A 23,338-nucleotide genomic window follows, 5' to 3' on the forward strand; every position below is an offset into this window, starting at 1 on the left:
GTGAGCGAAGCACATTCCGACTCGTTCGACCTGAAGGACCTCTACGACGAGGACATCGACCCGGACCCCGAATCGCGGGCCGACCGCACGAAGCGATTCCTCGAAATGAATATCGTCGCCCCCGCGCGCATCGCGGTCGACGACTGGCGCGCGCTCGTCGGCGGCGCGATTCTCGCCTTTTTCCTCCTCATGGGAACCGTCGGCGTCTGGCTCGTCGAGCGGCCGACGAGCGGTGACGCCCCCGTCCTCGCCGCGCCGTTCGAATCGCTCGCGTACCCGCTCGGCACCGACGTGTTCGGCCAGCCGATTCACGCCCAACTCATCCACGCGACGCCGGGCATGTTCAAGATGATCTTCGCGGGCGCGGTCGTGAGCGTCGGCTTCGCCGCCCTCGTGGGCGTCGTCGCCGGCTTCGAACACGGCACGCGTATCGACTCGTTCCTGATGACCGTCACCGACGTCGTCATCACGATTCCGGGGCTGCCGCTCATCATCGTCATCACGGCCATCTTCCAGCCCGAGAACCCCTACATCGTCGGGGTGTTCCTCGGCATCGACAACTGGCCGGGACTGGCGCGGACCGTCCGCTCGCAGGTGCTGAGCATCCGCGAGGAGTCCTACGTCGAGGCGTCCGAAATCATGGGCATCCCGCTGTCGTCGATTCTCCGGCGGGACATCCTCTCGCAGCTCATGCCGTACGTGATGATAAACGGGGCGCTCACCTCTCGACGCATCATCTTCGAGTCCGTGGGTCTGTACTTCCTCGGCATCCTGCCCTTCACCACGTTCAACTGGGGCGTGATGATGAACCTCGCGTACGAGGGCAACGCGCTCACCCGACCGGACATGCTCCCGTGGATGGTCGCGCCCATGGTCTGTATCTTCCTGCTGTCGTTCGGACTCGTCCTGCTATCGCAGGGGCTCGACAGCCTGTTCAACGTCCGCCTCCGGGCACGCCACGCGAAAACCTCGAAGAAGAAAGGCACCTCGAAGAACAACCAATCGCAGGCGACCGGCGGGGACTGACCCCGTGCCAACACCTATTACCAGACGATGACTACCAACCAAACAATGCGAACGTCGAATCAGAACGACTCGAACCCGGACCAAGACGTCGTGTTCGAAGTCCGCGACCTGGAGGTCACCTTCGGGACGAACCGAGGCGAATCGAGAGTCGTCCGCAACGTCGATTTCGACATCTACCGCAACGAGACGCTCGGCATGGTCGGCGAAAGCGGGAGCGGCAAGTCCATGACCTCGTCCGCGTTGATGAACGCGGTCGTCAGCCCGGGGGAGACCTCCGGCGAAGTCACCTACTACCCGCCCGACGGCGGCGAGCCGATTTCCGTGCTCGACCTCGACGAAGAGGAGCTTCGGAAGTTCCGCTGGGGCGAAGTCGCCATGGTGTTCCAGGGCGCGATGAGTTCGTTCAACCCCGTCAAGAAAGTCCGCGGCCACTTCAGGGAGACCCTCGAAGACCACAATCGCGACGTGGAGGCGGGGCTCGAACGAGCCCACCAGATTCTGGGCGACCTCTACTTAGACCCCGACCGCGTCCTCGACTCGTACCCCTACGAGCTCTCGGGCGGGATGAAACAGCGCGCGCTCGTCGCGCTCGCGCTCATCCTCGAACCGGAGGTGCTCGTGATGGACGAGCCGACCGCCGCGCTCGACCTCCTGATGCAACGCTCTATCGTCTCCCTGCTCAAGGAGCTCAAAGAGGAGTACGAGCTGACGATTATCTTCATCACGCACGACCTGCCGCTTCTCACCAAGCTCGCGGACCGGCTCGTCGTGATGTACGCGTTCGACATCGTCGAGGTCGGCTCGACCGAGGAGATTCTCTACGACGCGGCGCACCCCTACACCCGGTCGCTCCTCAACGCGACGCCGGACCTGAACGCGCCCATCGAGGAGATGCAGTCGATTTCGGGCTCGAAGCCCGACCCGGTGACCAACATCCCCGGCTGTTCGTACCGGCCGCGGTGCCCGATGGCCGACGAGTCCTGCGCGGAGGCGGAACCGCCGATGGCGGACCGCGGCAACGGCCACCGAACCGCGTGTTTCTACCACGACGACGTGTCCGACGAAATCCCGATTCCCGCGATGGAAGCGGCCGAAGAGGGCGGTGAGTCGGAATGAGCGTCGACGACTCCATCCTCTCGGTTGACGACGTGTCGGTCCACTTCACGGACAGTAGCGGCTTCCTCGGCCTGTTCGGCGAGCGGCAGACGGTCCGCGCCGTCGACGGCATCTCGCTCGACATCGGCGAGAACGACGTGGTCACGCTCATCGGCGAGTCCGGCTGTGGAAAGTCGACGTTGGGCAAGACGATCATCGGCGCGCAGGAGCCGACCCACGGCTCGATTACCTACCGCGGACAGGACATCTGGGAGGCCAAAAACGGCCGCGACCCGGACATCCCGTTCTCGGAGATTCGGCGGTCGCTCCAGATAATCCACCAGGACCCCGGGAGCGCGCTGAACCCGAACCAGCGCATTCTCACCTCGCTGATGCTCCCGCTGAAGAAGTGGAACCCGAACCTCGGGGAAGAAGAGCGCCGAAAGCGCGTCTACGCGCTCCTCGAACGCGTCGGGCTCACGCCCGCCGAGGACTTCGTCGAGCGGTTCCCCCACCAGCTCTCGGGCGGCGAGAAACAGCGCGTCGTGCTGGTCCGGTCGCTACTCTTGAACCCGGACGTCATCCTCGCCGACGAGGCCATCAGCGCCCTCGACGTGAGCCTCCGGGTGGAGATGATGGACCTGATGCTCGAACTGCAGGACCTGTTCGACACCTCCTACGTCTTCATCAGCCACGACCTCTCGAACGCCCGGTACATCGCCGAGAAGTCCGGCGGCCGCATCGCCGTCATGTACCTCGGCCGCATCGTCGAAGTCGGGCCGATAGAGCAGGTCATCGGCGACCCCCAGCACCCCTACACGCAGGCGCTGAAGTGGGCGACGCCGAACCTCTACGAGGGAGAGGGAGACGACGACCTCCCGATTCGGAAAATCGACATTCCCGACCCGACGAACCGGCCGAGCGGCTGTCACTTCCACCCGCGCTGTCCGAAGGCGCGTGAGGTCTGTGAGACCAACGACCCGGGCGCGTTCGAAGACGAGGACGGCCACGCCGCGCGGTGCTTCCGCGCCGACGACACCCACGAGTACTGGGACAGTCCGAGCATCGTCAACGACTGAGCCACCCGGCCCCGTTCGCGGACGTCGCGACCCCGCAACCCTCGTTCCAACCGTCCCGTTTTCGCCCCGCAGAGCCGTCTGAGCCGGTCGAACGACGCCCGAGCGAACAGTATCTATTTGTGTTCGGAGAGTGACCGTGTGAGTACGTATGTCAGTCAACGCATCGCGCGTGCCTTCGCTCCGGAAGGCCGCGTCGTCGAACCGCAACTTCATCATGACCGTGCTCTCGGGCGTCTTCATGATTCTCCTCGCTCGCTTCGTCCTCGACGGGACGCTAGCGGGGATGTTCGGCGTCTGGGGCATCTCGCTCGTCGGCGTCGGCGTCGGCGGCTACCTGTTGCTCCGACTCTGGGGTGCGTACAATTGACCCCGAAGTTCCGTCACCGACGCCGAACGTCGAACTGAATCGCCGACCGGAAAAACAGCGTATAGCGTTCCGCGAGCGACCGCCGTCGCGTCGTCGTTCGCTCTCGTCGCGTCCGAGGTCGTTCCGTCCCGCCTGCCGAGGCAGTTACTCGGCGCGGTTGGCGTCGATGTAGTCCCAGTCGAACGCGTAGCCGAGGCCGGGCGTCTGCGGCAGTTCGACCACGCCGTTGTCGTCGATTTCGTCCGGCGGGTGTTCGAGACCGGGGAAGTACGTCTCGTAGTCGTGTTTCGGGTGCAGGAGGCCGCGCTCGTAGTACCGGCCGGGGAACGCCATCGTCCCGAGCAGTTGGAGGTTGGGCGCGTCGCGGCCGTGAATCTCGCACTCGATGTTGAACGACTCGCAGAGGCCGACCGCCTTCAGCGCGGGCGTGATACCGCCCACGTCGTAGACGCCGACGCGGATGATGTCGGCGATGTCCCGCTTTATCCACTCGGCTCGGGTGTGCATCCGGCCCTCGGCGGTCTCGGGGCCGACGACGGCGATGTCGAGTTCGTTCGAGAGCCACTCGTAGGATGACATCGAGTGTTCGTCCATCGGCTCCTCGATCCAGCGGAAGTCGAGGTCTTCGAGCGCCTTCCCGATTTTCTTGGCCTCGCTTCGGCTGTAGAAGTGATGGGCGTCGAGCATGAGGTCGATGTCGTCGCCGACGCGCTCGCGGACCGCCCGGCAGGCGGCGATGTCCCGTTCGGGGTCATCGCCGAACGGGGGCATCCACGTGTGGAGTTTGATAGCCTGATAGCCCTCCTCGACGAGTTCCTCGGCGAAGTCGGCGTACGCCTCGGACGAGCCGAGTCCGTCGGGGTCGTCGTCGCCGACCATCGTACTGCCGTAGGCCGGGACCGAATCGCGGGCCGCGCCGATGAGTTGGTAGACCGGGAGGCCGGCGTCTTTGCCGGCGATATCCCAGAGCGCGCAGTCGATGGGGGCGACGCGCTTGTCGGTGAGCGTCCCCTTGTTCAGTCGCTCGGCCCGACAGAGCAGTTGCCAGAGCTTCTCGCGGTACAGCGGGTTCTCGCCGACGAGGTGCTTTTTCGCGAACTCGTTGGCCGCCTCGTGACCGCCGCGGCAGTAGCCGTCGGGGCCGCCGTCGACGACGACGTGCGTGATGGTCCGCGTCGACTCCCTCGGCTCGCCGGGGTGGCCGTGGCCCTTCTCGTCGGGGTCGATGTAGGACTCACAGCTGAACCGGATGGTACGGATGTCGCTGATCTCCATTCGTGGTAGTCGGTTACGCGGAACGCTCATAAAAGTACGGCGGGACCGGCGATTTCGGGGACCGGACGGCGAGGAGTGCGGGGGAGAGAACCCGGGGAGAGCGGGGGAAAGAACCCGGTGACGCCGGTCGGTCAGTCCAGCACGTCGGCCGGCTCCTCGGGGTACGGCTCGCGGACGAGCCGACCCATGTCGATTTCCTGGTACGGCGCGCGCCGGAGCGTCCCGTTCTCGACGAACTCGTCCGCTCCCGCGTCGGTCAGCTTCTCCGCCAGCGCGTCGCGAAGGCCGTCGACGACCTCGGGGTTGTCGGCGGCGCACTCGTCGAGTTCGTTCGGGTCGGCCGCGAGGTCGAACAGCTGTTCGCGGCCGCCGTTGCGCATGAACACGTACTTCCAGCGGCCCTCGCGGACCATCCCGGTGAAGTTCGGCGGGAGCCGCGGCGTCCGGTGGTAGCCGAACAGCCGCTCGCGGGGCTCCGCGTCGCCCCGAATCGTCCCGAGCACGTCGACGCCGTCGCGGAGCTCCTGGTCGCCCGCGGCGGTCGTCGCGATGCCGAACAGGTCGGTCAGCGCCACGAGGTCGTCGCGGCGGTCGCCCTCCGGAAGCTCCGCGGGCCAGCTCACGAGGAACGGGACGCGACACGACGACTCGAAGAACGACGACTTCTCCCAGCCGCGGTGGTCGCCGAGGAGTTCGCCGTGGTCCGAAAAGAAACAGATGAGGGTGTTGTCGGCGTCGTCGCGGGCCTCGACCGCGTCGAGCAGGCGACCGATGCGCCGGTCGACCTCCGAAATCATCCCGTAGTAGTACGCCTTGATGACCCGGACGGTGGTGTCGTCGATGCCGCCCTCGCGGGTCGTCCAGAAGTGGTGGTTCTGGGCGGGTATCTTCTCGTCCATGTGGTCGGTTTCGCGGTCGCCTTTCACCGGGTTTCCGAGCCGCTCGGGGTCGTACATCCGGTTGAAGGGCGGCGACGGCGCGAACGGCGGGTGCGGCGGTTCGTACGAGACGAGGCCGAAGAACGGCTCGTCGGTGTCGCGGCCGACGAGGTCGACCGCGCGGTCGGTCATCCACGCCTCGTAGTTGTCGTCCGGCGGGAGTCGGTTCTGTTGGGGGAGGTGGACCATCGCGCCCTGCCGGGCGGTCGTCTTGACCTCGTGGCCGGTCTCCTCGCGGAACGCCTCGAAGCTCAGGTGGTGGTCGTAGCCGAGGTCGATGTCGTGGGGCTGGGCGTGATATTTCCCGACGAGGAACGTCCGGTAGCCACGCTCGCGCATGCTCCGAGCGAGGAAGGGGCCGCACCGGTCTTCGAGATGTCGCGCGTCGCGCTTTTCGTTCCCGAGGTAGCCCGTCGAGACGGCCTCACAGCCGGTTCGAATCGTGTGTCGCGCCGGGATACAGATGGGGTCGGGCGAGTAGGCGTTGGTAAAGGAGACGCCGCGGTCGACCAGTCGGTCGATGTTCGGGGTGTGGATTCGACTGTTTCCGAGCGCCCGAATCGTGTCCGACCGTTGCTGGTCAGTCATCACGAACAGGACGTTTGGGCGAGCATCACTCACGGCCGAACTCCGACCACCAGTAGTATAAAGATAGGCCACCGCGACGGTACGCGTACATGCCGCCCACAGCGAGTGCCTTCGACGTGACAGCCTACGCCGACGAGACGGACGACCTCCAGACCGAGGCGTTCCAGACCGCCATCGACGACTGCTCGGAGTCCGACGGCGGAACCGTTACCGTCCCCAGCGGGACGTACACCGTCGGAACCGTCCATCTCCGAAGTAACGTGACGCTCTATCTGGAAGCCGGCGCGGTCGTCAGCCCCGCGAAGGACGAAGCCGAGTACACGGACAAGTTCATCGGCCCCGACAACGAGCGCATCTTCTTCCTCGCCGAGGACGTCGAGAACGTCACCATCGCCGGCGAGGGCGAGTTCGACGGCCTCGGAACCGAGTTCATGCGGATGGACACGCCCATTCAGGGCCACTCCAACGAGAGCGCGTCGCACCCGCTCATCTCGAACGGCCCCCACGAGGCGCGACAGGGCGACGCCTACCTCTCGCGGACGAAGGGGACCGAGGGCTGGCCCGTCGCGAAGCCCGACTTCCGCCCCGGTCCGATGTTCCGATTCAACAACTGTACGAACGTCCGCATCCGCGACGTGACCATCCGCGACATGCCCGCGTGGACGCTGTCGTTCCACGGGACCGAGGAGGTCGACATCCGCGGCGTCGACATCCTCAACCACCTGCTCATCCCGAACTGCGACGGCATCGCGCTCGGCGACACGAAGAACGTCCACATCTCCGACTGCACCATCCAGTCGTGCGACGACAGCATCACCTTCGGCGCGCGACCCGACGAGCCGGTGACCTGCGAGGGCATCGTCGTGACGAACTGCACGCTCCGGTCGAGCGCCTGCGCAATCAAGTTCGGCTCGGGCACCGACGACACGATTCGCGACTGCCTGTTCCAGAACATCGTCGTCCAGGAGTCGAACCGCGGCCTCGGCATCCAGCACCGCGACTCGGGCGTCGTCGAGAACGTGCTTTTCACCGACATCGTCGTCAACTCCAACATGCTCCCCGGCCCGTGGTGGGGCAAGGGCGAACCCATCTACGTCACGTCGGTCCCGCGGGACGACGACACCGACCTCGGCGGGATTCGGAACGTGCGCTTTTCGAACATCGTCGCGCGCAGCGAGAACGGGGCGCTCGTCTACGGCTCCGAGGACTCCGACATCGAGACCGTGGAGTTCGACAACGTCCGCATCGAACTCACCGGGAGCGAGCACGCCGACGAGGTGGGCGGCAACTTCGACCTCCAGCCGAGTTCGGTCGTCACGCCCATCTTCGCCAACGACATCGCCGGCGTCCACGTCGAGAACGCCCGCGACGTGACGATGCGCGACGTGACCGTCGAGTGGGACGACGACGGCGACCTGCCCGACTACTACCGGAGCGGGCTGGCCTGCGAAGACGTGGACGGCCTGCTCGTCGACGGCTTCGTCGGCCGACAGGCCCACACCGACGACGACGCGGCGGCGATTTCGCTCGCCGACACGACGGACATCACGGTTCGGAACTCGCGGGCGACCGAGGGGACGGGGACGTTCCTCTCGCTGTCGAACACGGACGGCGAACGCCTGTTCGTCAACAACGACCTCATCGACGCCGCCGACGCCGGCGACGTGGAGTCGTTCGAGCGGTCGGGGAACGCCCTCCCGCGGTAACCCGTACGTTCAAGCCGACGCGACAACGACGGACGAACGCGAAAACGCGCAGTCGAGCGCGCGGCGTTCGATTCGGTTCGGATAGCCGTATCGCCGGCTATGTCCGCTAAGACGGCTGTTCTCCCCGTGAACGGTGGTTTTTTCTCCCGAGCGGTCGACGGTCGAGTCGATGGTTCAAGAGCTAACGCTAGCCGAAGCCAAGACGATTCTCGACGCGGCGGAGGAGAAAGCCGAAGAACTCGGCGTCCCGCTGAACCTCGCGGTGACGAACAGCGAGGGGAACCTCCTCGGGTTCCGCCGGATGGACGGCGCGAAGCTCGTCGCGAGCAACATCGCACAGAACAAGGCCTACACCGCGGCCGCGGTCAAGAAGCCGACCCACGAACTGAAGGAAGGAGCCGAACCCGGCGGCGACGTGTACGGCCTCCACACCACCGACAACGGTCGCGTCGTCGTCTTCGGCGGCGGGTTCCCGGTCGAACACGACGGCGTCGTCGTCGGCGCGGTCGGCGCGAGCGGCGGCGCGGTGTCCGAGGACATGGAAGCGTCCCAAGCGGGGCTCGACGCGTTCGAACCGCTCCGCTGAGACGTCCGCGTCGGAGTCGTCGAGTTCGGGTTCGGTTCCGACGACACCCAATCCAGCGTATCTGTCCTCACGGTCCCTTTTCGGTCAGAAGCGGACGTACGCCGAGCGGTCGGTCTCGGCCGCGTAGAGGCACCCCGTCATGTCCGCGACGTAGAGCGTCGAGCCGTCCGGCCCGCCGAGCGTGCAGTTCGTCGGGCGGTTCTCGGGGAACGGGTGGCGTTCCAGCACCTCGCCCGACGGGGAGAAGACGTAAATCGACGGCCCCGGTCCGCCCTTTTCCCACCCGGCGCAGGCGACGATTTCGCCCGACTCCGTGAGCGTCATGCCGTCGATGCCGCGGTGGTCGCCGAAGTCGTGCAGTATCTCGCGGGGGCCGAGCGACCCGTCGTCCCGAATCGGGTAGGCTCGCAAATCGGTGTCTTGGTCCGGGCCGTAGGTGCACTCGGCGACGTAGAGCCGCGATTCGTCCTGCGACAGGAGGATGCCGTTCGGACGGTCCATCTCGTCGGTGAGCTGGACGAGTCGCCAGTCGTCTCTCGGGTCCGCTCGCTCGGCCCGGAAGACGGAGGTGTGGCCGAGCAGTCCCCGGTCCTTGTCGTCCGGGTCGGTGAACCAGATATCCCCGTCGCGGTCGATTTCGAGGTCGTTCGGCCCGTTGAGCGCCGTCCCCTCGAACTCGTCGACGACGACCGTCGCGGGCTCGTCCGGGGTGAGCGCGGCGATGCGGTGGCCCTCGGCCTCACAGGCGTACAGCTCGCCGTCGAGGCCCTCGTGAAGCCCGACCGCGCCGGCGGTCGAGTCGATGTAGACGCCGGTCTCCCCCGTCTCGGGGTCGTATTCGAGGACCCGATGCTCCGTTATCTCCGTGAATCGAACCGCGTCGCCGGTCCAAATCGGGCCCTCAGTCGCCCGGAACGGACCCGCGACTCGCTCGAACTTCCATGCCATCGAGTGGTCGTTCTTTCCACGGGGGCTTAAACGTCGTCCGACGGGCTCGGAGTCGGTCGCCCGGTCGTGAGGCTCCGTTTTGTCAATTACAATTCCAATTTTAGAAACAAGATAGAGAGGGACGTTGTCCAACGGAAGCGACACAGCACTGTCCGAATTACGGACTTGGCACAGAACAGAATCCGAGAAGAAGTATAAAATTATTTTGATAGTTTGAGTAAGCAACGTTCGAAATGTCATATTGAGTTTCCGAGAAGAATATATTTTAGAATACTTTGCTCGAATATATACCCTAATTAAATAATTTTATCTATATTTATTCGGATATAGATTCTAAATGTACTGTTTTTCAGGGACTTATTCTATTTTAGGTATATCTCGTTTAGAAATACCAACGAGGATTGTTATATATTATTTTGATAAATCTTCGTGGAAGACCAACCGATAACGGTATCCCCGGGAATCGCGACTCGTCGCGGAGACAAAGGGATGAATCGCGGATGCGCGCGTGGGAGAGCAGTCGACGGCGGAGAAACCGGCCCCGGTCGTTACCCGCGACAGGACGTGGTTCCGTAGAGGAGGGCGGTGTCGGTCGATTACCACCGCAAACCGAGTGGTGTGCTAGAAGACACACAACCACGTTGTTCCATATTGTTCATACAGCATTCCACTTTGAACCGAGAATATTGTTTTAGGTTACTATACGGTATCTTTATGTGCCATTGCAACTCTGTGAGAATGAGTAACGTATGTCGAGAAAAGACATCACACAGACGCGGTCGCAGGTGGGGTCGAAATCGGAGTCAATCCGCGCTCGGTTCGGAGACGCGGCGAGTCGTCGGAACTTCCTCAAGGTCCTCGGGACGGCCGGCATCGCCGGTCTCGCCGGCTGTTCCGGCGGCGGTGAGAGCTACAACGGTGAAGAGCAGACGACGGCCTCGGGCGGCGACGGCGAGGGGACGGAGACGGAGACGTCGTCCGGCGGCGACTCCGGGAGTTCGACGCTCCGCATGAGCGCGACCCAGCGCTTCGGGACGGTCGACCCCGCGAAGGGGACGGACTACACGCAGGTGCTCGCGCTGGTCAACCTCTACGACCCGCTCGTGTTCCCCGACACGGAGGGGAACCTACAGGGACACCTCGCCGAGGACTGGACCGTCTCGGACGACAACCAGACATACACGTTCACGCTCCGCGAGGGCGCGACGTTCCACAGCGGCAACCCCGTCACGGCGGAGGACGTGCAGTTCTCGGCCGAGCGCTTCCTCGATATCAATCAGGGCTACTCGTCGCTACTCGGGAACGTGCTCTCGAAGGAGAACGTGACCGTCGAGGACGAGCGGACGGTGTCGTTCACGCTCGACCGCGTCCACTCGCCGTTCCTCGCGACGCTCGTGTTACTGTTCGTCGTCGACAAACAGCAGGTCCTCGACAACGCCGAGGACGGCGACTTCGGCGACCGCGGCGACTACGGCCAGTCGTTCCTCAACGACAACGACGCCGGCTCCGGGCCGTACGAACTCGCGGGCTTCGAGCGGCAGGCGCAGATTTCGTTCAGCCGCTACGCCGACTACTGGGGCTCGTTCAAAGACGGCGCGTACGACAACGTCACCGTCCAAATCATCACCAACGACCCGACGGTTCGCTCGCTGATGAAGACGGGCGAACTCGACATGTCGAGCCAGTACCAAAGCGAGGAGACCTACGAGGCGCTCGCGGCCGAAGACGACATCCGCGTCGAGTCGGTCCCGACGGTGACGACGTTCTACTTCAAAATCAACACCCAGAAGGCCCCGACCGACGACCCCGCCGTCCGCGAGGCGATGGCCTACGGCTTCGACTACGAGACGGCGCGCAACGAAATCGCGCCGGGGTCGCTCCCCGCGCAGGGGCCGCTCCCGACCTCGTTCGGCGTCCACAACGACGACATCGTCCAGCCGACCTACGACCCCGAGAAGGCGCGGCAGATTCTCGCCGACGCCGGCTACGAGGAGGGCGACATCACCGTCCAGAACACCTACGTGAAAGATTACGGCCTCGAAGAGAAGATGGGGCTTCTGTTCCAGCAGAACATGGACGAAATCGGCATCGACGTCGAGTTGAACCCCCAGACGTGGGGGACGATGACCGAACTCGCCACGAGCGTCGAGGACACGCCGCACATCAATCAGGTGTTCTACGGCCCGGTGTATCCCTCGCCGGACACGGTTTTCTACAACCAGTACCACTCTGAAGCCGCCTCGACGTGGATGAGCATGGAACACCTCGAAGACGAGAACGTCGACTCTCTCATCGACGAGGCGCGCTCGACGGTCGACGCCGACGCTCGCGCCGAACTGTACGCCGAGGTACAGGAACGCATCGCGAACCAGTACCCCGACCTGTTCATCTTCGTCCAGTCGAAGAAACACGCCTTCGCCGACGACGTGCGGGGCTACACCTTCCGCCCGTCGATGAGTTTCGACTACTGGTTCCCCGACTTCTACCAAGAATGAAGTACTGGCAGTACCTCGTGCGCCGGCTCGCGGGCATCCTCGTGAGTCTCATCGGCCTGTCGATAATCATCTTCACCACGTCACGAGTGCTCCCCGGGAACCCCGCGCGGATGGCCCTCGGCGCGCTCGCGTCGGAAGAACAGGTGCAGGCGCTCGCGGCCGAGATGGGCCTGAACGAGCCGATTCCCCTGCAGTACCTCGACTACATGCGGGGCCTGCTCGTCGGCGACCTCGGCACGAGCCTCGAGACGAAGCGCGCGGTCAGCACCGACATCGTCTACTACCTGCCGGCGACGCTCGAACTCATCACGGTGTCGATGTTCCTCACCGTCGTCATCGGAATTCCGCTCGGCGTCGTCGCCGCGCAGAACAAAGACGGCCTCGCCGACAACGCGACCCGGCTCGTCGCGTTCTTCAGCGTGAGCGTGCCCGGCTTCTTCATCGCAATCATGTTCCAGCTGATATTCGGCTACCTGCTCGAATGGCTCCCCATCACGGGGCGACTCGGCTCGGAGTTCGGCTCGGGCGTCTCGCGGTTCACGGGCTTCCTGCTCGTGGACACCCTGCTGTCGGGGAACCTCGCGGCCCACGTCGACGCGTGGGCGCACATCATCCTCCCGGCGCTCGCGCTCTCGCTCGCCGGCATCGGACAGGTGATGCGCATCACCCGGTCGAGCATGATCGACGTGAAAGACCAGGACTACGTCGAGGCCGAACGCGGCTTCGGCCTCCCCTCGTGGCTCGTCACGTACAAGTACACGCTCAAGAACGCGTTCATTCCGACGCTCACGATTCTGGGGCTGTTGTACGCCTCGCTTCTGGGCAACGCGTTCCTCATCGAACTCGTCTACTCGTGGCCCGGCCTCGCGTCCTACGGCGTCACCGCGGTGCTGAACAACGACTTCAACGCCGTCGTCGGCGTCACGATGACCATCGGGGTCGCGTTCGTGAGCATCAACTTCCTCGTCGACGTGCTGTTGGGTCGCGTCGACCCGCGCATCAGACTGGCGATGGAGGAGGCGACATGAGCGCCGAACCGGCGAGCGTCCTCGACCGGGTCGTCTCGGCCGAGCGCCGCGAACTCTGGCAACGGTCGTGGAAGCGCTTTACCAGCAGGCCGATGAGCGTCATCGGTCTCGGCATCATCGTCGCCATCGTCCTGCTCGCCGTCTTCGCGCCCGTCGTCGCGCCGTACCCCGAACACGCCGGGAAGTTCACCGACTTCTCGAACACGCTCCAGCCGCCGAGTGTCGACCACCCGCTGGGGACCGACCACGTCGGCCGCGACGTGCTCTCGCGCATCCTCTTCGGCTACCGGCTGTCGCTCATGCTCGTGGGCGTCGTCCTCGGCTTCGGCGTCCCCGTTGGCGTGCTGCTCGGCCTCGTCGCCGGCTACTACGGCGGCTGGACTGAGACGATTATCATGCGGGCGACCGACACGGCGCTCGCCTTACCGCCGCTCGTGATGGCGTTGGCAATCACGTCGGCCCTAGAGCCGACGCTGACGAACGCGATGATAGCCATCGCGGCGCTGTGGTGGACGTGGCACGCCCGCCTCGTCCAGAGCATCGTCGCCAGCGAGCGAAGCGAGGAGTACGTGCAGGCCGCGAAGCTCGCCGGCGCGAGCACGCCGCACATCCTCTTCCGGGAGATTCTCCCGAACACGCTGTCGCCGATTCTGGTCAAGGTGACCCTCGACGCGGGCTTCGTCATCCTCATCGGCGCGGGCCTGTCGTTCATCGGCGTCGGCGTCCAGCCGCCCCAGCCCGGCCTCGGCACGATGGTCAGCCAAGGAACGTCCTACCTGCCCGACTCGTGGTGGGTGAGCGTCTTCGCCGGGCTCGCAATCTTCGTCCTCGTGATGGGGTTCAACATGCTCGGCGACGGCCTGCGTGACCTCTTCGACGTGGAGGTGAACCGATGAGACTCGACGAGCCGGTCGCCGAGAACCCGCTTTTGACCGTCGAAGACCTCGAAGTCGGCTTCGAGTCGTTCGACGGCCTCGCGGAGGTCATCGACGGCGTCAACCTCTCTATCGGTAAAGGCGAGGTCGTCACCATCGCCGGCGAGACCGGCTGTGGCAAGTCGGTGACGATGAAGTCCATCCTCCGCTTGCTCAATCAGCCGCCGGCCCGCGTCAGCGGCGAAATCACGTTCGACGGGACGGAACTGCTGTCGCTTTCGGACCGGGAGTTCGAGCGCGTCAAGGGCCAGCGGATGAGCCTCGTCTTCCAGGACCCGATGTCGAGTCTGAACCCGACGTTCACCATCGGCGAACAGCTCACCGACACCGCGCAGTTCGGCGGCGACAGCGACACGGGCGTCGTGGAGTTCTTCCGCCGCCGCTTCAGCGGCGAGCGCGACGAGGCCCGCGAGCGCGTCTTGGAGATGCTCCGCGAGGTCCAGATGCCGGACCCCGAGAACATCATGGACTCGTACCCGTCGCAACTGTCCGGCGGGATGCGCCAGCGCGCGCTCATCGCGCAGGCCCTGCTGAACGAGCCGGACCTGCTCATCGCCGACGAAATCGGCACCGCGCTGGACGTGACGATTCACGACCAGATTCTCGACCTGCTGAAGGACCTCATCGAGAACCACGACCTGAGCGTCCTGATGATCACCCACAACCTCGGCGTCGCCCGACAGGTGAGCGACCGCGTGTACGTCATGTACGGCGGCCGCATCGTCGAGACCGCGCCGACAGACGAGCTGTTCGAGAACCCGAAACACCCCTACACGCAGGGCCTCATCGCGTCGATTCCGCGCCTGACGGGCGACGAGATGGCGACCGGCATCGACGGCTCGATTCCCGAGTACCTCGACCCGCCGGCGGGCTGTCGGTTCGCGCCGCGGTGTCCCTACGCCACCGCCGAGTGCGAGGAGACCCGCCCGGAGATGTACGAGCGCGGCCCGCAGACGGGCGTCGAGTGCGTCCTCTACGACGAGGCCGTGCCGGCGTCCGAGCGGCCGACCGTCGAGGAGACCCGGAGCCACATGACCCGGCGACCGGGCAAGCAGACGGGGGGTGACTGACGTGTCCGAACCCCTGCTCGAAGTCGACGACCTGAAGAAGTACTTCCCCGTCAAAAGCGGCATCATCAAGCGCACGTCCGACTACGTGAAGGCGGTCGACGGCGTCTCGTTCGACATCGAGCGCGGCGAAACCCTCGCGCTCATCGGCGAGTCCGGGTCCGGAAAGAGCACCGTCGCGCGGACGATTATCGGCCTGACCGGCGCGACCGGCGGGACCGTCAGGTTCGACGGCGAGGACATCACGAACGCGACCGACGAGCAACTGGCTCGCCTCCGGTCGCGCGTCCAGATGGTGTTTCAGGACCCCACGTCGAGTCTGAACCCACGGCGGACCATCGGCAAGTCGCTCGCGGTCCCGCTGAAGGCCCGCGGCGTGGCGAAGTCCGACCTCCGGGAGCGCGTGGTCGACCTGCTCGAACGCGTCGAGTTGAACGACGAGTACTGGAACAAGTACCCCCACGAGCTCTCCGGCGGGCAGAAACAGCGGGTGAACATCGCCCGCGCGCTCGCCGTCGAGCCGGAACTGCTGTTGCTCGACGAGCCGACGAGCGCCCTCGACGTGAGCGTGCAGGCGAAGATTATCGCGCTCCTCGAGGACTTACAGGCGGAGTTCGGCCTCACCTACCTGTTTATCACCCACGACCTGTCTCTGGTCCGCAACTTCGCCGACGAGACGGCCGTGATGTACCTCGGCGAGATTCAGGAACGCGGCCCCACGCAGGAGGTCTTCCAGCGGCCGCGACACCCCTACTCGCGGGCGCTTCTGTCCGCGATTCCCGTCACGACCGACGAGGAAGAGGCGTACAAGCCGCGGCACGAGCCGCTCCGGGGCGAGATTCCGAGCCCGCGGGACGTGCCCGCGGGCTGTCGGTTCCACACGCGGTGTCCCTACGCGACCGACGCGTGTTCGACCGACGAACCGCAGTTCGTCGCGGTCGACGCCGGCCCCAGCGTCCGGTGTCACATCTACGACGAGGCGTACGCCGACGCGTTCGACGACGTGCCCGAGGTGGCCGTCGCGGCGGTCGCCGACGAGACGGTCGCATCGAACACCCACGAACCATGAAGATAACCACAGACAACATCGACGACTTCGCCACCGGCGCGACCGTCCTCGGGACCGGCGGCGGGGGCGACCCCTACATCGGGAAGCTGATGGCACAGCAGGCAATCGAAGAGCACGGTCCCGTCGACCTCATCGACCCGCGCGACGTGCCCGACGACGCGCTCGTCATCCCGAGCGCGATGCTCGGCGCGCCGACCGTGATGGTCGAGAAGATGCCGAAGGGAACCGAGGCGCTTTCCGCCTTCGAGGCGCTCGAAACGCACCTCGGACAGGAGGCCTACGCGACGATGAGCATCGAGGCGGGCGGGCTGAACAGCACCGTCCCCATCGCCGTCGCCGCCGCGCTCGGACTCCCCCTCGTGGACGCCGACGGCATGGGCCGGGCGTTCCCCGAGGTGCAGATGGTGACGCTCACGATGGGCGGCGTCAGCGCCACCCCGATGAGCATCGCCGACGAGAAGGGCAATTCGCTTCTCGTGAACACCGTCAGCAACGAGTACGCCGAGGCGTTCGCCCGCGTGACGAGCATCGAGATGGGCGGCGCGTGCATGATAGGCACCTACGCGCTCTCCGGCTCGGAGGTCCGCGAGCACGCGATTCTCGACTCGATGTCCCTCGCCCACGACATCGGCGAGGCGATTCGCACCGCCAAGCACCGCTCGCGGGACCCCGTCGAGGCGGTTCTCGACCTCACCGACGGCTACGAGCTGTTCGCGGGGAAGATAACCGACGTGGAGCGCCGAACCGAAGGCGGCTTCGCGGTCGGCGAGGCGACCCTCGACGGCATCGACGACTGCGAGGGCCGGACGTTCACCCTCGACTTCCAGAACGAGAACCTCGTCGCCCGCGACTCGGAGCGCGGCGTCGTGGCGAGCACCCCCGACCTGATTACCGTCCTGGACGCCGAGACGGGCGACCCCGTCACCACCGAGCGACTCGCCTACGGCCACCGGGTGCGGGTCATCGGGATGCCGTGTTCGCCGAAGTGGCGAACCGACGAGGGACTCGACCTCGTCGGGCCGGGGTACTTCGACTACAGCATCGACTACGAACCAATCGAAACTCTCCAGCAACCCAAACATGACTGACTACCGAATCGGAATCGACGTCGGCGGCACCAACACGGACGCCGTCGTCATGGACGGCGACGACAACCTCCTCGCGAAGACGAAGACCCCCACCACGGAAGACATCACGTCGGGCATCCTCAACGCCCTCGACGTGGTCCTCGACGACAGCGGCGTCTCCGAGGACGAACTCGACTACGTGATGCTCGGCACCACCCACGCGACGAACGCCATCACGGAGCGCCGCGGCCTCAACGAGGTCGGCGTCATCCGAATCGGCGCGCCCGCGACCCAGAGCATCCGCCCGCTTCTCGAGTGGCCCGACGACCTCGCCGAGGCGATCGGCAACAACGTCGCCATCCTCGACGGCGGCCACGAGTTCGACGGCCGACTCCTCAACGACCTCGACGAGGAGCAGGTCAGAGCGCAGGTTCGCGAGTTCGCCGACGTGGACGCCTTCGCCGTGACGAGCGTCTTCTCGCCCGTCCGCGACGACCACGAGACGCGGGTCGCCGAACTCATCCGCGAGGAGGTCGGCGACGACGTGCCCATCTCCGTCTCGAACGAAATCGGGAGCGTCGGCCTGCTCGAACGCGAGAACGCGACGGCGCTCAACGCCGCGCTCACGAGCGTCGCCTCGGAGGCCGCGAACGCCTTCGTCGAGGCGATGGACGAACGCGGCATCGACGCGAACCTCTACTTCGGCCAGAACGACGGGACGCTGATGAGCGTCGACTACGCCATCCGCTACCCCATCTTCACGGTCGCCAGCGGCCCCTCGAACTCGGTTCGCGGCGCGGCGTACCTCTCGGCGGTCGAAAACGGCATCATCGTCGACGTCGGCGGCACGACGACCGACGTGGGCGCGGTCACCGAGGGCTTCCCCCGCGAGAGCAGCGTCGCCGTCGAAATCGGCGAGGTGAAGACCAACTTCCGCATGCCCGACATCATCGCCATCGGCATCGGCGGCGGCTCCATCGTCTCGACCGACGGCGGCGTCACCGTCGGCCCCCAGAGCGTCGGCTACAAGCTGGCCGAGGAGGCGAAGTGTTTCGGCGGGGAGACGCTGACCGCGACCGACCTCGAAGTCGCCGCGGGCACCATCGACATCGGCTCCGAGACGCCGGACGTCGACGGTGAAATCGTCGAGGCCGCCCGCGAGTACGTCAGAGAGCGCGTCGAGCGCGAGGTCGACCGAATGAAGACGAGCGCCGAGCCGGTCCCCGTGGTCATCGTCGGCGGCGGGAGCATCCTCGTCCCCGACGACATCGCGGGCGCGAGCGAGGTCCACAAGCCCGACCACTACGAGGTCGCGAACGCCGTCGGCGTCGCCATCGCGCAGGTCTCCGGCGAGGTCGACCGCATCTACAGCCTCGACGAGATGGACCGCGAGGAGGCCATCCAGCACGCGAAAGACGAGGCCACCGACAACGCGCTTGCGGCCGGCGCGGACCCCGAAAGCGTTGACATCGTCGACGTCGAGGAGGTCCCGCTTTCGTACCTGCCCGGCAACGCGGTGCGAATCAAGGTGAAGGCCGCCGGGGCGCTCGACCACTGATGACGGTCGAAATCGGCGTCGAGGAGATAGAGGACATCGCGCTCGGCGCGACCGTCCTCGGGACCGGCGGCGGGGGCGACCCCCACGTCGGCAAGCTCGTGGCGAAACAGGCCATCGAGGAGTTCGGCCCCGTCGAGCTTCTCCCCCCGGACGAACTGGACGCGGACGACTTCGTCATCCCGACCGCCCAGATGGGCGCACCGACCGTCTCGGTCGAGAAGCTCCCCAGCGGGCGGGAAGCCGTCACTTCGATGGAGCGAATCGAGCGCGAACTCGGGAAGACCGCCGACGCGACGATGCCGATCGAGTGCGGCGGCATCAACTCGACGTTCCCCTTCGCCGTCGCGGCCCGCCGCGGGCTTCCCGTGGTGGACGCCGACGGCATGGGCCGAGCGTTCCCCGAACTCCAACACGAGACGTTCAACATCTACGGCGTCAGCGGGACGCCCGCGGCCGTCAGCGACGAGCAGGGGAGCACCTGCCTCATCGAGACCGAGGACAACGACCAGTTGGAGTGGCTGGCCCGCGGCGTCACCGTCAGGATGGGCGGCGTCGCCTACGTCTCGGACTACCCGATGACCGGGACGCAGGTCAAAGAGACCGCCATCCCCGGCACGATGTCGCTCGCGAAGAACCTCGGCCGCGCGCTCCGACTCGCCGAGGACGACGCGATGAGCGCCATCCGCGAGGTGACCCGCGAGTCGATTTACGGCGAGGCGCGGTCGCTGTTCGAGGGGAAAATCGTGGACGTCCAGCGCCGCACCGAGCGCGGGTTCGTCTTCGGCCACGTCGATATCGACGGCCTCGACGGCGACGAGGGCTCGACGATGCGCATCGAGTTCCAAAACGAGAACCTCGGCGCGGCGGTCGACGGGAGCTACGTGGCGACCGTCCCCGACCTCATCACCGTCCTCGACCGCGAGACGGGCGGTCCGATTCCAACCGAGAGCCTCCGGTACGGGGCGCGGGTCCGCGTGCTCGGCATTCGGACGCCCGAGATAATGCGGACGCCCGCCGCGCTCGACGTGTGGGGGCCGGCGTCGTTCGGCCTCGAAGCGACCTACGAACCACTCGCGGACCACCCATGAGTTTCGACATCCCACACCTGACGGAGATAACGCTCGACGACCTCGAAGCGCTCGGCACCGGCGCGGGAATCCTCGGCACCGGCGGGGGCGGCAACCCCCGCCTCGGCCGCCTGCGCCTGCAGACGCTCCTCGAAGACGACGCCTACCCCGACTCGGTCGAACTGGTCGACCCGCGGGACCTGCCGGCGGACGCCACCGTGGCGAGCGTCGGCGGGATGGGCGCGCCCACCATCAGCGTCGAGAAGTTCGCCGGCGGCGACGAGGAAGTGCAGTCGCTTCGGGCCATCGAGGACCTCTCCGGCGAGACGGTCGACGCGCTCATCCCCGGCGAAATCGGCGGCGCGAACAGCATGGCCCCGCTGTGCGTGGGGGCGATGACCGACCTCCCCGTGGTCGACGCCGACGGCATGGGCCGGGCGTTCCCCGAACTCCAGATGGACACGTTCTTCATCTACGGGACGCCCGTGAACTACGCGGCGACGACCGACGAGCGCGGCAATCAGGTCGTCTACCGGGACATCGACTCGGCCAAGCGCCTCGAAGACCTCGCGCGGGCCATCACCGTTCAGATGGGCGGCCGCTCGGGCTACGCCTTCCCGCTCATGACCGGCGAGTTCGTCTCGGAGTACGCGGTCCCCCACACCGTCTCGCTCGCCACCGAACTCGGGCGGGCGGTCGAACGCGCCCGCGACGCCGGCACCGACCCCGTCGACGCCGGTCGCGAACTCCTCGGCGGCGAGGAGCTGTTCGCCGGCAAAATCGTGGACGTGCACCGGCGCAACCGCGACGGCTTCGCCCTCGGGAGCGTCACGCTCGCCGGGTTGGACGAGGACGCGACTCTCGAAATCGAGTTCCAAAACGAGTTCCTCGTCGCGCGGGACGACGACGGCGAGCTTCTCACGACCGTCCCCGACCTCATCTGCCTCGTCGACACCGACACCGGCGCGCCGGTCATGACCGACGCGCTACGGTACGGCCAGCGCGTCCGCGTCCTCGGCGTTCCCGCGCCCGAACTGCTCACGACGCCCGAGGCGCTCGACGTCATCGGCCCCGAAGCGTTCGGGTACGAGGTTCCGTACGACCCGCTTTCGCGGGACGAGACCGGGTGGTGACGACGCAGTCGCCGCGGTCCCACCGCCGTCCTAACCGCTGAATCGCCCTCGACGCCGCGTTTCGCGCGGCGTCCCGCGACCGAACCAACTCGTACCACCACCCCGCCCCGACGCGTTGACTAGCCAATTCGGCACAACCCACGTGTCGTTTTGATTCGTTTACGCCACCAGCAGTTTCAAATCGAACCCCCGAATACATCCGACCATGGAAAACCCCGACCTCACGTCCGCCGACGCCCCGTCCGACCCGAACACGCCGGAGGCGGTCCTCGAAAACTACCTCGACGAGCACGACTACGAGATATTCCGCGCGCTCAACGAGAACGGCCGCATCTCAGACACGGAGCTCGCCGAGCGCGTCGGTCTCTCCCGGACCGCGGTTCGTCGCCGCCGCGAGAAGCTTCAGGAGAGCGACGTGCTCGAAATCCTCGCGGTCATCGTCCTCCAGGAGGCCGACCTCGCCGACGCGCAGGTGCTCGTCTCGTTCAATCAGCACGTCTCTTCCGACGTGCGGACCGAGTTCATCACGATGCTCATCGACGAGGGACTCGTCTACAACACGAGTTCCTGTCTCGGCGAGTACGACCTCGTCTTCAGCGCGTGGCACACCGACCTGAACGCGCTGAAGGAGTACGTCTGGGACCTCTTCGACGGCGAGGAAATCGTCGACGACTACACCATCATCCCGCTTCTGAAGACGTGGAAGGCGTGGGACAAAGAGCTGGACCGCCCCTGAATCGGTCGGGAGCGCGGTAAGGAGGACTCCTGTTCAGGCCAGGTCGTCCAGCGCGGCGCGGAGCGCGTCGACGGCCTCGCCGAGTTGCGCCTGCGAAATCGTCAGCGGGGGCTGGAAGCGCATGACGTTCTTGTAGTAGCCGCCGACGCCCATGACGACGTTGGACTCCTCGCGGAGGTGCTCGCCGACCGCGGCCGCGAGGTCCTTGTCCGGGGCGGGCGCGACGTGTTGCGGGCCGGTCGTCTCCGGGTCGACGAGTTCGATGCCCTGCATCAGCCCGAGGCCGCGGGCCTCGCCGACCACGTCGTAGTCGGATTCGAGCGTGGCGAGTTCGGCCGAGAGCCACTCGCCGTTCTCGCGGGCGTTGTCGATGATGCCGTTCTGCAGTTCCTCGATAGTCGCCAGCGCGGCCGCGCAGGCGACGGGGTTGCCGCCGAACGTCGAGAGGTGGTCGCCGGAGCCGAACGCGTCGGCGATTTCCGCGGGGGCCGTGAACGCGCCGAGGGGCAGGCCGTTTGCGATGCCCTTCGCCTGCGTCAGGATGTCGGGTTCGACGCCGAAGTGCTCTGTGGCGAACAGTTCGCCGGTGCGGCCGTAGCCCATCTGGACCTCGTCGGCGATGAGGAGCGCGCCGTGGTCGTGGGCGATGTCCCGGACGCGCTTGAGCCACGCCTCCGAGGGGACGACGATGCCGGCCTCGCCCATGACGGGTTCGACGACGACCGCCGCGAGGTCGCCGCTGGTGTGCGAGCCGATGACCCGTTCGAGCGCGTCGGCGCAGTCCGCGCCGCAGGTGTCGCCATCACAGCGGGGACACCGGTAGGCGTACGGCGGCGCTGTGTGAGCCACGTCGTTAATCGTCGGGGCCATGTCCTGCTTGTAGGCCCTGTTGCCGGTGAGCGCGAGGCTTCCGAGGGTGCGGCCGTGGAAGCCCATCTCCAGCGAGATGACCTCCTTGGAGCCGGTGTACTTCCGGGCGAGCTTGATGGCCCCCTCGACCGCCTCGGTGCCGGAGTTACAAAAGAAGGACTTCTGGAGGTCGCCCGGCGTCACCTCGGCGATGGTCTCCGCGAGGTCGGCCACCGGCCGGTTGGGGTGGACGTACGAACAGCCGTGGACGAACTCCTCTAACTGCTCGGTCGCGGCCTCGACGACGGCCTCGTTGTTGTGTCCGACGTTCGTCACCGAGATGCCGGAGAACACGTCGAGGTACTCGTTGCCGTCGAAGTCTTCGAGGGTACAGCCGGACGCCCGCTCGACCGGGACGTTCAGCGATTTCCAAATCGGCATGAGATAGTCGTCGTACGCCGCCTCGACCGACGAGTTCGTCTTCCGTTCTCTCATGAACACAAGTTCTAAACTGAATCCTAATAAATTGTTCTACGTGGGATAAAGTTCAGAAAACGCCGATTGTATCGGGTCGAAACCGGTGCTCCAGACTCGAACGTAGCTGGTGGCACCGTACTCGACTGCGTTCGCCACCGATGGCGCGTTGAACACAATCCAAATAATCTCACCCTACTGGAACATTTATCAACATCTGGGACGACAGTCGGGGCAAGCGGGAGTCGCGAG

The 23,338-nt window shown here is 65.8% G+C and carries 20 protein-coding genes; 16 read left to right on the forward strand and 4 right to left on the reverse strand.

The features are described from left to right. The 4 genes from IEV64_RS14545 to IEV64_RS14560 all read left to right on the forward strand — a co-directional run bounded on the left by IEV64_RS14545 (position 1) and on the right by IEV64_RS14560 (position 3,567). Positions 1 to 1,026, forward strand: a complete 1,026-nt coding sequence (locus tag IEV64_RS14545; protein ID WP_007274238.1) for an ABC transporter permease — start codon at positions 1 to 3, stop codon at positions 1,024 to 1,026. A gap of 45 nt (positions 1,027 to 1,071) precedes the next feature. Further along, the gene (locus IEV64_RS14550; protein WP_188424218.1) at positions 1,072 to 2,142 is read left to right on the forward strand and encodes an ABC transporter ATP-binding protein; all 1,071 of its coding nucleotides are present in this window, start codon (positions 1,072 to 1,074) and stop codon (positions 2,140 to 2,142) included. Continuing rightward, entirely contained in the window at positions 2,139 to 3,200 is a 1,062-nt protein-coding gene (locus IEV64_RS14555; RefSeq protein ID WP_188424219.1) for an ABC transporter ATP-binding protein, read from the forward strand. The genes IEV64_RS14550 and IEV64_RS14555 overlap by 4 nt, the downstream gene beginning before the upstream one ends. Positions 3,201 to 3,348: 148 nt before the next feature. Then, entirely contained in the window at positions 3,349 to 3,567 is a 219-nt protein-coding gene (locus tag IEV64_RS14560; RefSeq protein ID WP_049917800.1) for a hypothetical protein, read from the forward strand. A gap of 144 nt (positions 3,568 to 3,711) precedes the next feature. Here the strand turns inward: IEV64_RS14560 and IEV64_RS14565 are convergent, their stop codons facing one another. Together IEV64_RS14565 and IEV64_RS14570 are read right to left on the reverse strand one after the other, a co-directional pair. Then, positions 3,712 to 4,842 (reverse strand): enolase C-terminal domain-like protein, encoded by a 1,131-nt coding sequence (locus tag IEV64_RS14565; protein ID WP_188424220.1) that lies wholly within the window; start codon positions 4,840 to 4,842, stop codon positions 3,712 to 3,714. Positions 4,843 to 4,973: 131 nt separating this feature from the next. Beyond that, positions 4,974 to 6,440: a sulfatase family protein gene (locus IEV64_RS14570; protein ID WP_483867022.1), complete on the reverse strand. Its 1,467-nt coding sequence runs from the start codon at positions 6,438 to 6,440 to the stop codon at positions 4,974 to 4,976. 17 nt (positions 6,441 to 6,457) lie between these two features. On the opposite strand from IEV64_RS14570, the gene IEV64_RS14575 reads away from it, so the two are divergent. Further along, the gene (locus tag IEV64_RS14575; protein ID WP_306452315.1) at positions 6,458 to 8,074 is read left to right on the forward strand and encodes a glycoside hydrolase family 28 protein; all 1,617 of its coding nucleotides are present in this window, start codon (positions 6,458 to 6,460) and stop codon (positions 8,072 to 8,074) included. Between the two features lie 169 nt (positions 8,075 to 8,243). After that, complete coding sequence (locus IEV64_RS14580; RefSeq protein ID WP_188424222.1) at positions 8,244 to 8,660, forward strand: GlcG/HbpS family heme-binding protein; 417 nt, start codon at positions 8,244 to 8,246, stop codon at positions 8,658 to 8,660. 84 nt (positions 8,661 to 8,744) lie between these two features. Here the strand turns inward: IEV64_RS14580 and IEV64_RS14585 are convergent, their stop codons facing one another. Further along, positions 8,745 to 9,608, reverse strand: coding sequence for an SMP-30/gluconolactonase/LRE family protein (locus tag IEV64_RS14585; protein ID WP_188424223.1), 864 nt, complete (start codon positions 9,606 to 9,608; stop codon positions 8,745 to 8,747). 749 nt (positions 9,609 to 10,357) lie between these two features. On the opposite strand from IEV64_RS14585, the gene IEV64_RS14590 reads away from it, so the two are divergent. The 10 genes from IEV64_RS14590 to IEV64_RS14635 all read left to right on the forward strand — a co-directional run bounded on the left by IEV64_RS14590 (position 10,358) and on the right by IEV64_RS14635 (position 21,763). Then, on the forward strand, positions 10,358 to 12,103 hold the full coding sequence (locus IEV64_RS14590) for an ABC transporter substrate-binding protein (protein ID WP_188424224.1): 1,746 nt from the start codon (positions 10,358 to 10,360) through the stop codon (positions 12,101 to 12,103). Continuing rightward, positions 12,100 to 13,131: an ABC transporter permease gene (locus tag IEV64_RS14595; protein ID WP_007274229.1), complete on the forward strand. Its 1,032-nt coding sequence runs from the start codon at positions 12,100 to 12,102 to the stop codon at positions 13,129 to 13,131. The genes IEV64_RS14590 and IEV64_RS14595 overlap by 4 nt, the downstream gene beginning before the upstream one ends. Next, on the forward strand, positions 13,128 to 14,027 hold the full coding sequence (locus tag IEV64_RS14600; protein ID WP_007274228.1) for an ABC transporter permease: 900 nt from the start codon (positions 13,128 to 13,130) through the stop codon (positions 14,025 to 14,027). The genes IEV64_RS14595 and IEV64_RS14600 overlap by 4 nt, the downstream gene beginning before the upstream one ends. Beyond that, on the forward strand, positions 14,024 to 15,136 hold the full coding sequence (locus tag IEV64_RS14605) for an ABC transporter ATP-binding protein (RefSeq protein ID WP_188424225.1): 1,113 nt from the start codon (positions 14,024 to 14,026) through the stop codon (positions 15,134 to 15,136). Before IEV64_RS14600 ends, IEV64_RS14605 begins: the two co-directional genes overlap by 4 nt. Continuing rightward, positions 15,129 to 16,202, forward strand: coding sequence for an ABC transporter ATP-binding protein (locus IEV64_RS14610; protein ID WP_188424226.1), 1,074 nt, complete (start codon positions 15,129 to 15,131; stop codon positions 16,200 to 16,202). Before IEV64_RS14605 ends, IEV64_RS14610 begins: the two co-directional genes overlap by 8 nt. Beyond that, positions 16,199 to 17,290 carry an S-methyl thiohydantoin desulfurase family protein gene (locus tag IEV64_RS14615; RefSeq protein ID WP_188424227.1) on the forward strand — a complete coding sequence of 364 codons (1,092 nt, stop codon included), beginning with the start codon at positions 16,199 to 16,201 and terminating at the stop codon, positions 17,288 to 17,290. The genes IEV64_RS14610 and IEV64_RS14615 overlap by 4 nt, the downstream gene beginning before the upstream one ends. Then, positions 17,283 to 18,827: a hydantoinase/oxoprolinase N-terminal domain-containing protein gene (locus IEV64_RS14620; protein WP_188424228.1), complete on the forward strand. Its 1,545-nt coding sequence runs from the start codon at positions 17,283 to 17,285 to the stop codon at positions 18,825 to 18,827. Before IEV64_RS14615 ends, IEV64_RS14620 begins: the two co-directional genes overlap by 8 nt. Further along, positions 18,827 to 19,915: an S-methyl thiohydantoin desulfurase family protein gene (locus tag IEV64_RS14625; RefSeq protein ID WP_007274224.1), complete on the forward strand. Its 1,089-nt coding sequence runs from the start codon at positions 18,827 to 18,829 to the stop codon at positions 19,913 to 19,915. The genes IEV64_RS14620 and IEV64_RS14625 overlap by 1 nt, the downstream gene beginning before the upstream one ends. After that, positions 19,912 to 21,027, forward strand: coding sequence for an S-methyl thiohydantoin desulfurase family protein (locus tag IEV64_RS14630; RefSeq protein WP_188424229.1), 1,116 nt, complete (start codon positions 19,912 to 19,914; stop codon positions 21,025 to 21,027). Before IEV64_RS14625 ends, IEV64_RS14630 begins: the two co-directional genes overlap by 4 nt. A 205-nt stretch (positions 21,028 to 21,232) precedes the next feature. Further along, positions 21,233 to 21,763 (forward strand): Lrp/AsnC family transcriptional regulator, encoded by a 531-nt coding sequence (locus IEV64_RS14635; RefSeq protein ID WP_007274222.1) that lies wholly within the window; start codon positions 21,233 to 21,235, stop codon positions 21,761 to 21,763. 33 nt (positions 21,764 to 21,796) lie between these two features. Here IEV64_RS14635 and IEV64_RS14640 read toward each other — a convergent pair whose 3' ends face one another. Further along, positions 21,797 to 23,107, reverse strand: coding sequence for an aspartate aminotransferase family protein (locus IEV64_RS14640; protein ID WP_188424230.1), 1,311 nt, complete (start codon positions 23,105 to 23,107; stop codon positions 21,797 to 21,799). Between the last annotated feature and the right edge of the window lie 231 nt (positions 23,108 to 23,338).

The organism is Haloferax sulfurifontis, assembly GCF_014635105.1.
Classification (GTDB): Archaea; Halobacteriota; Halobacteria; order Halobacteriales; family Haloferacaceae; genus Haloferax; species Haloferax denitrificans.

Coding starts and splice junctions, on each gene's coding strand:
- IEV64_RS14595 (WP_007274229.1), top strand. CDS start 12,100: ATGAAGTACTGGCAGTACCTCGTGCGCCGGCTCGCGGGCATCCTCGTG.
- IEV64_RS14565 (WP_188424220.1), bottom strand. CDS start 4,842: ATGGAGATCAGCGACATCCGTACCATCCGGTTCAGCTGTGAGTCCTAC.
- IEV64_RS14620 (WP_188424228.1), top strand. CDS start 17,283: ATGACTGACTACCGAATCGGAATCGACGTCGGCGGCACCAACACGGAC.
- IEV64_RS14575 (WP_306452315.1), top strand. CDS start 6,458: ATGCCGCCCACAGCGAGTGCCTTCGACGTGACAGCCTACGCCGACGAG.
- IEV64_RS14600 (WP_007274228.1), top strand. CDS start 13,128: ATGAGCGCCGAACCGGCGAGCGTCCTCGACCGGGTCGTCTCGGCCGAG.
- IEV64_RS14630 (WP_188424229.1), top strand. CDS start 19,912: ATGAGTTTCGACATCCCACACCTGACGGAGATAACGCTCGACGACCTC.
- IEV64_RS14625 (WP_007274224.1), top strand. CDS start 18,827: ATGACGGTCGAAATCGGCGTCGAGGAGATAGAGGACATCGCGCTCGGC.
- IEV64_RS14555 (WP_188424219.1), top strand. CDS start 2,139: ATGAGCGTCGACGACTCCATCCTCTCGGTTGACGACGTGTCGGTCCAC.
- IEV64_RS14640 (WP_188424230.1), bottom strand. CDS start 23,107: ATGAGAGAACGGAAGACGAACTCGTCGGTCGAGGCGGCGTACGACGAC.
- IEV64_RS14605 (WP_188424225.1), top strand. CDS start 14,024: ATGAGACTCGACGAGCCGGTCGCCGAGAACCCGCTTTTGACCGTCGAA.
- IEV64_RS14615 (WP_188424227.1), top strand. CDS start 16,199: ATGAAGATAACCACAGACAACATCGACGACTTCGCCACCGGCGCGACC.
- IEV64_RS14590 (WP_188424224.1), top strand. CDS start 10,358: ATGTCGAGAAAAGACATCACACAGACGCGGTCGCAGGTGGGGTCGAAA.
- IEV64_RS14585 (WP_188424223.1), bottom strand. CDS start 9,608: ATGGCATGGAAGTTCGAGCGAGTCGCGGGTCCGTTCCGGGCGACTGAG.
- IEV64_RS14580 (WP_188424222.1), top strand. CDS start 8,244: ATGGTTCAAGAGCTAACGCTAGCCGAAGCCAAGACGATTCTCGACGCG.
- IEV64_RS14550 (WP_188424218.1), top strand. CDS start 1,072: ATGCGAACGTCGAATCAGAACGACTCGAACCCGGACCAAGACGTCGTG.
- IEV64_RS14635 (WP_007274222.1), top strand. CDS start 21,233: ATGGAAAACCCCGACCTCACGTCCGCCGACGCCCCGTCCGACCCGAAC.
- IEV64_RS14560 (WP_049917800.1), top strand. CDS start 3,349: ATGTCAGTCAACGCATCGCGCGTGCCTTCGCTCCGGAAGGCCGCGTCG.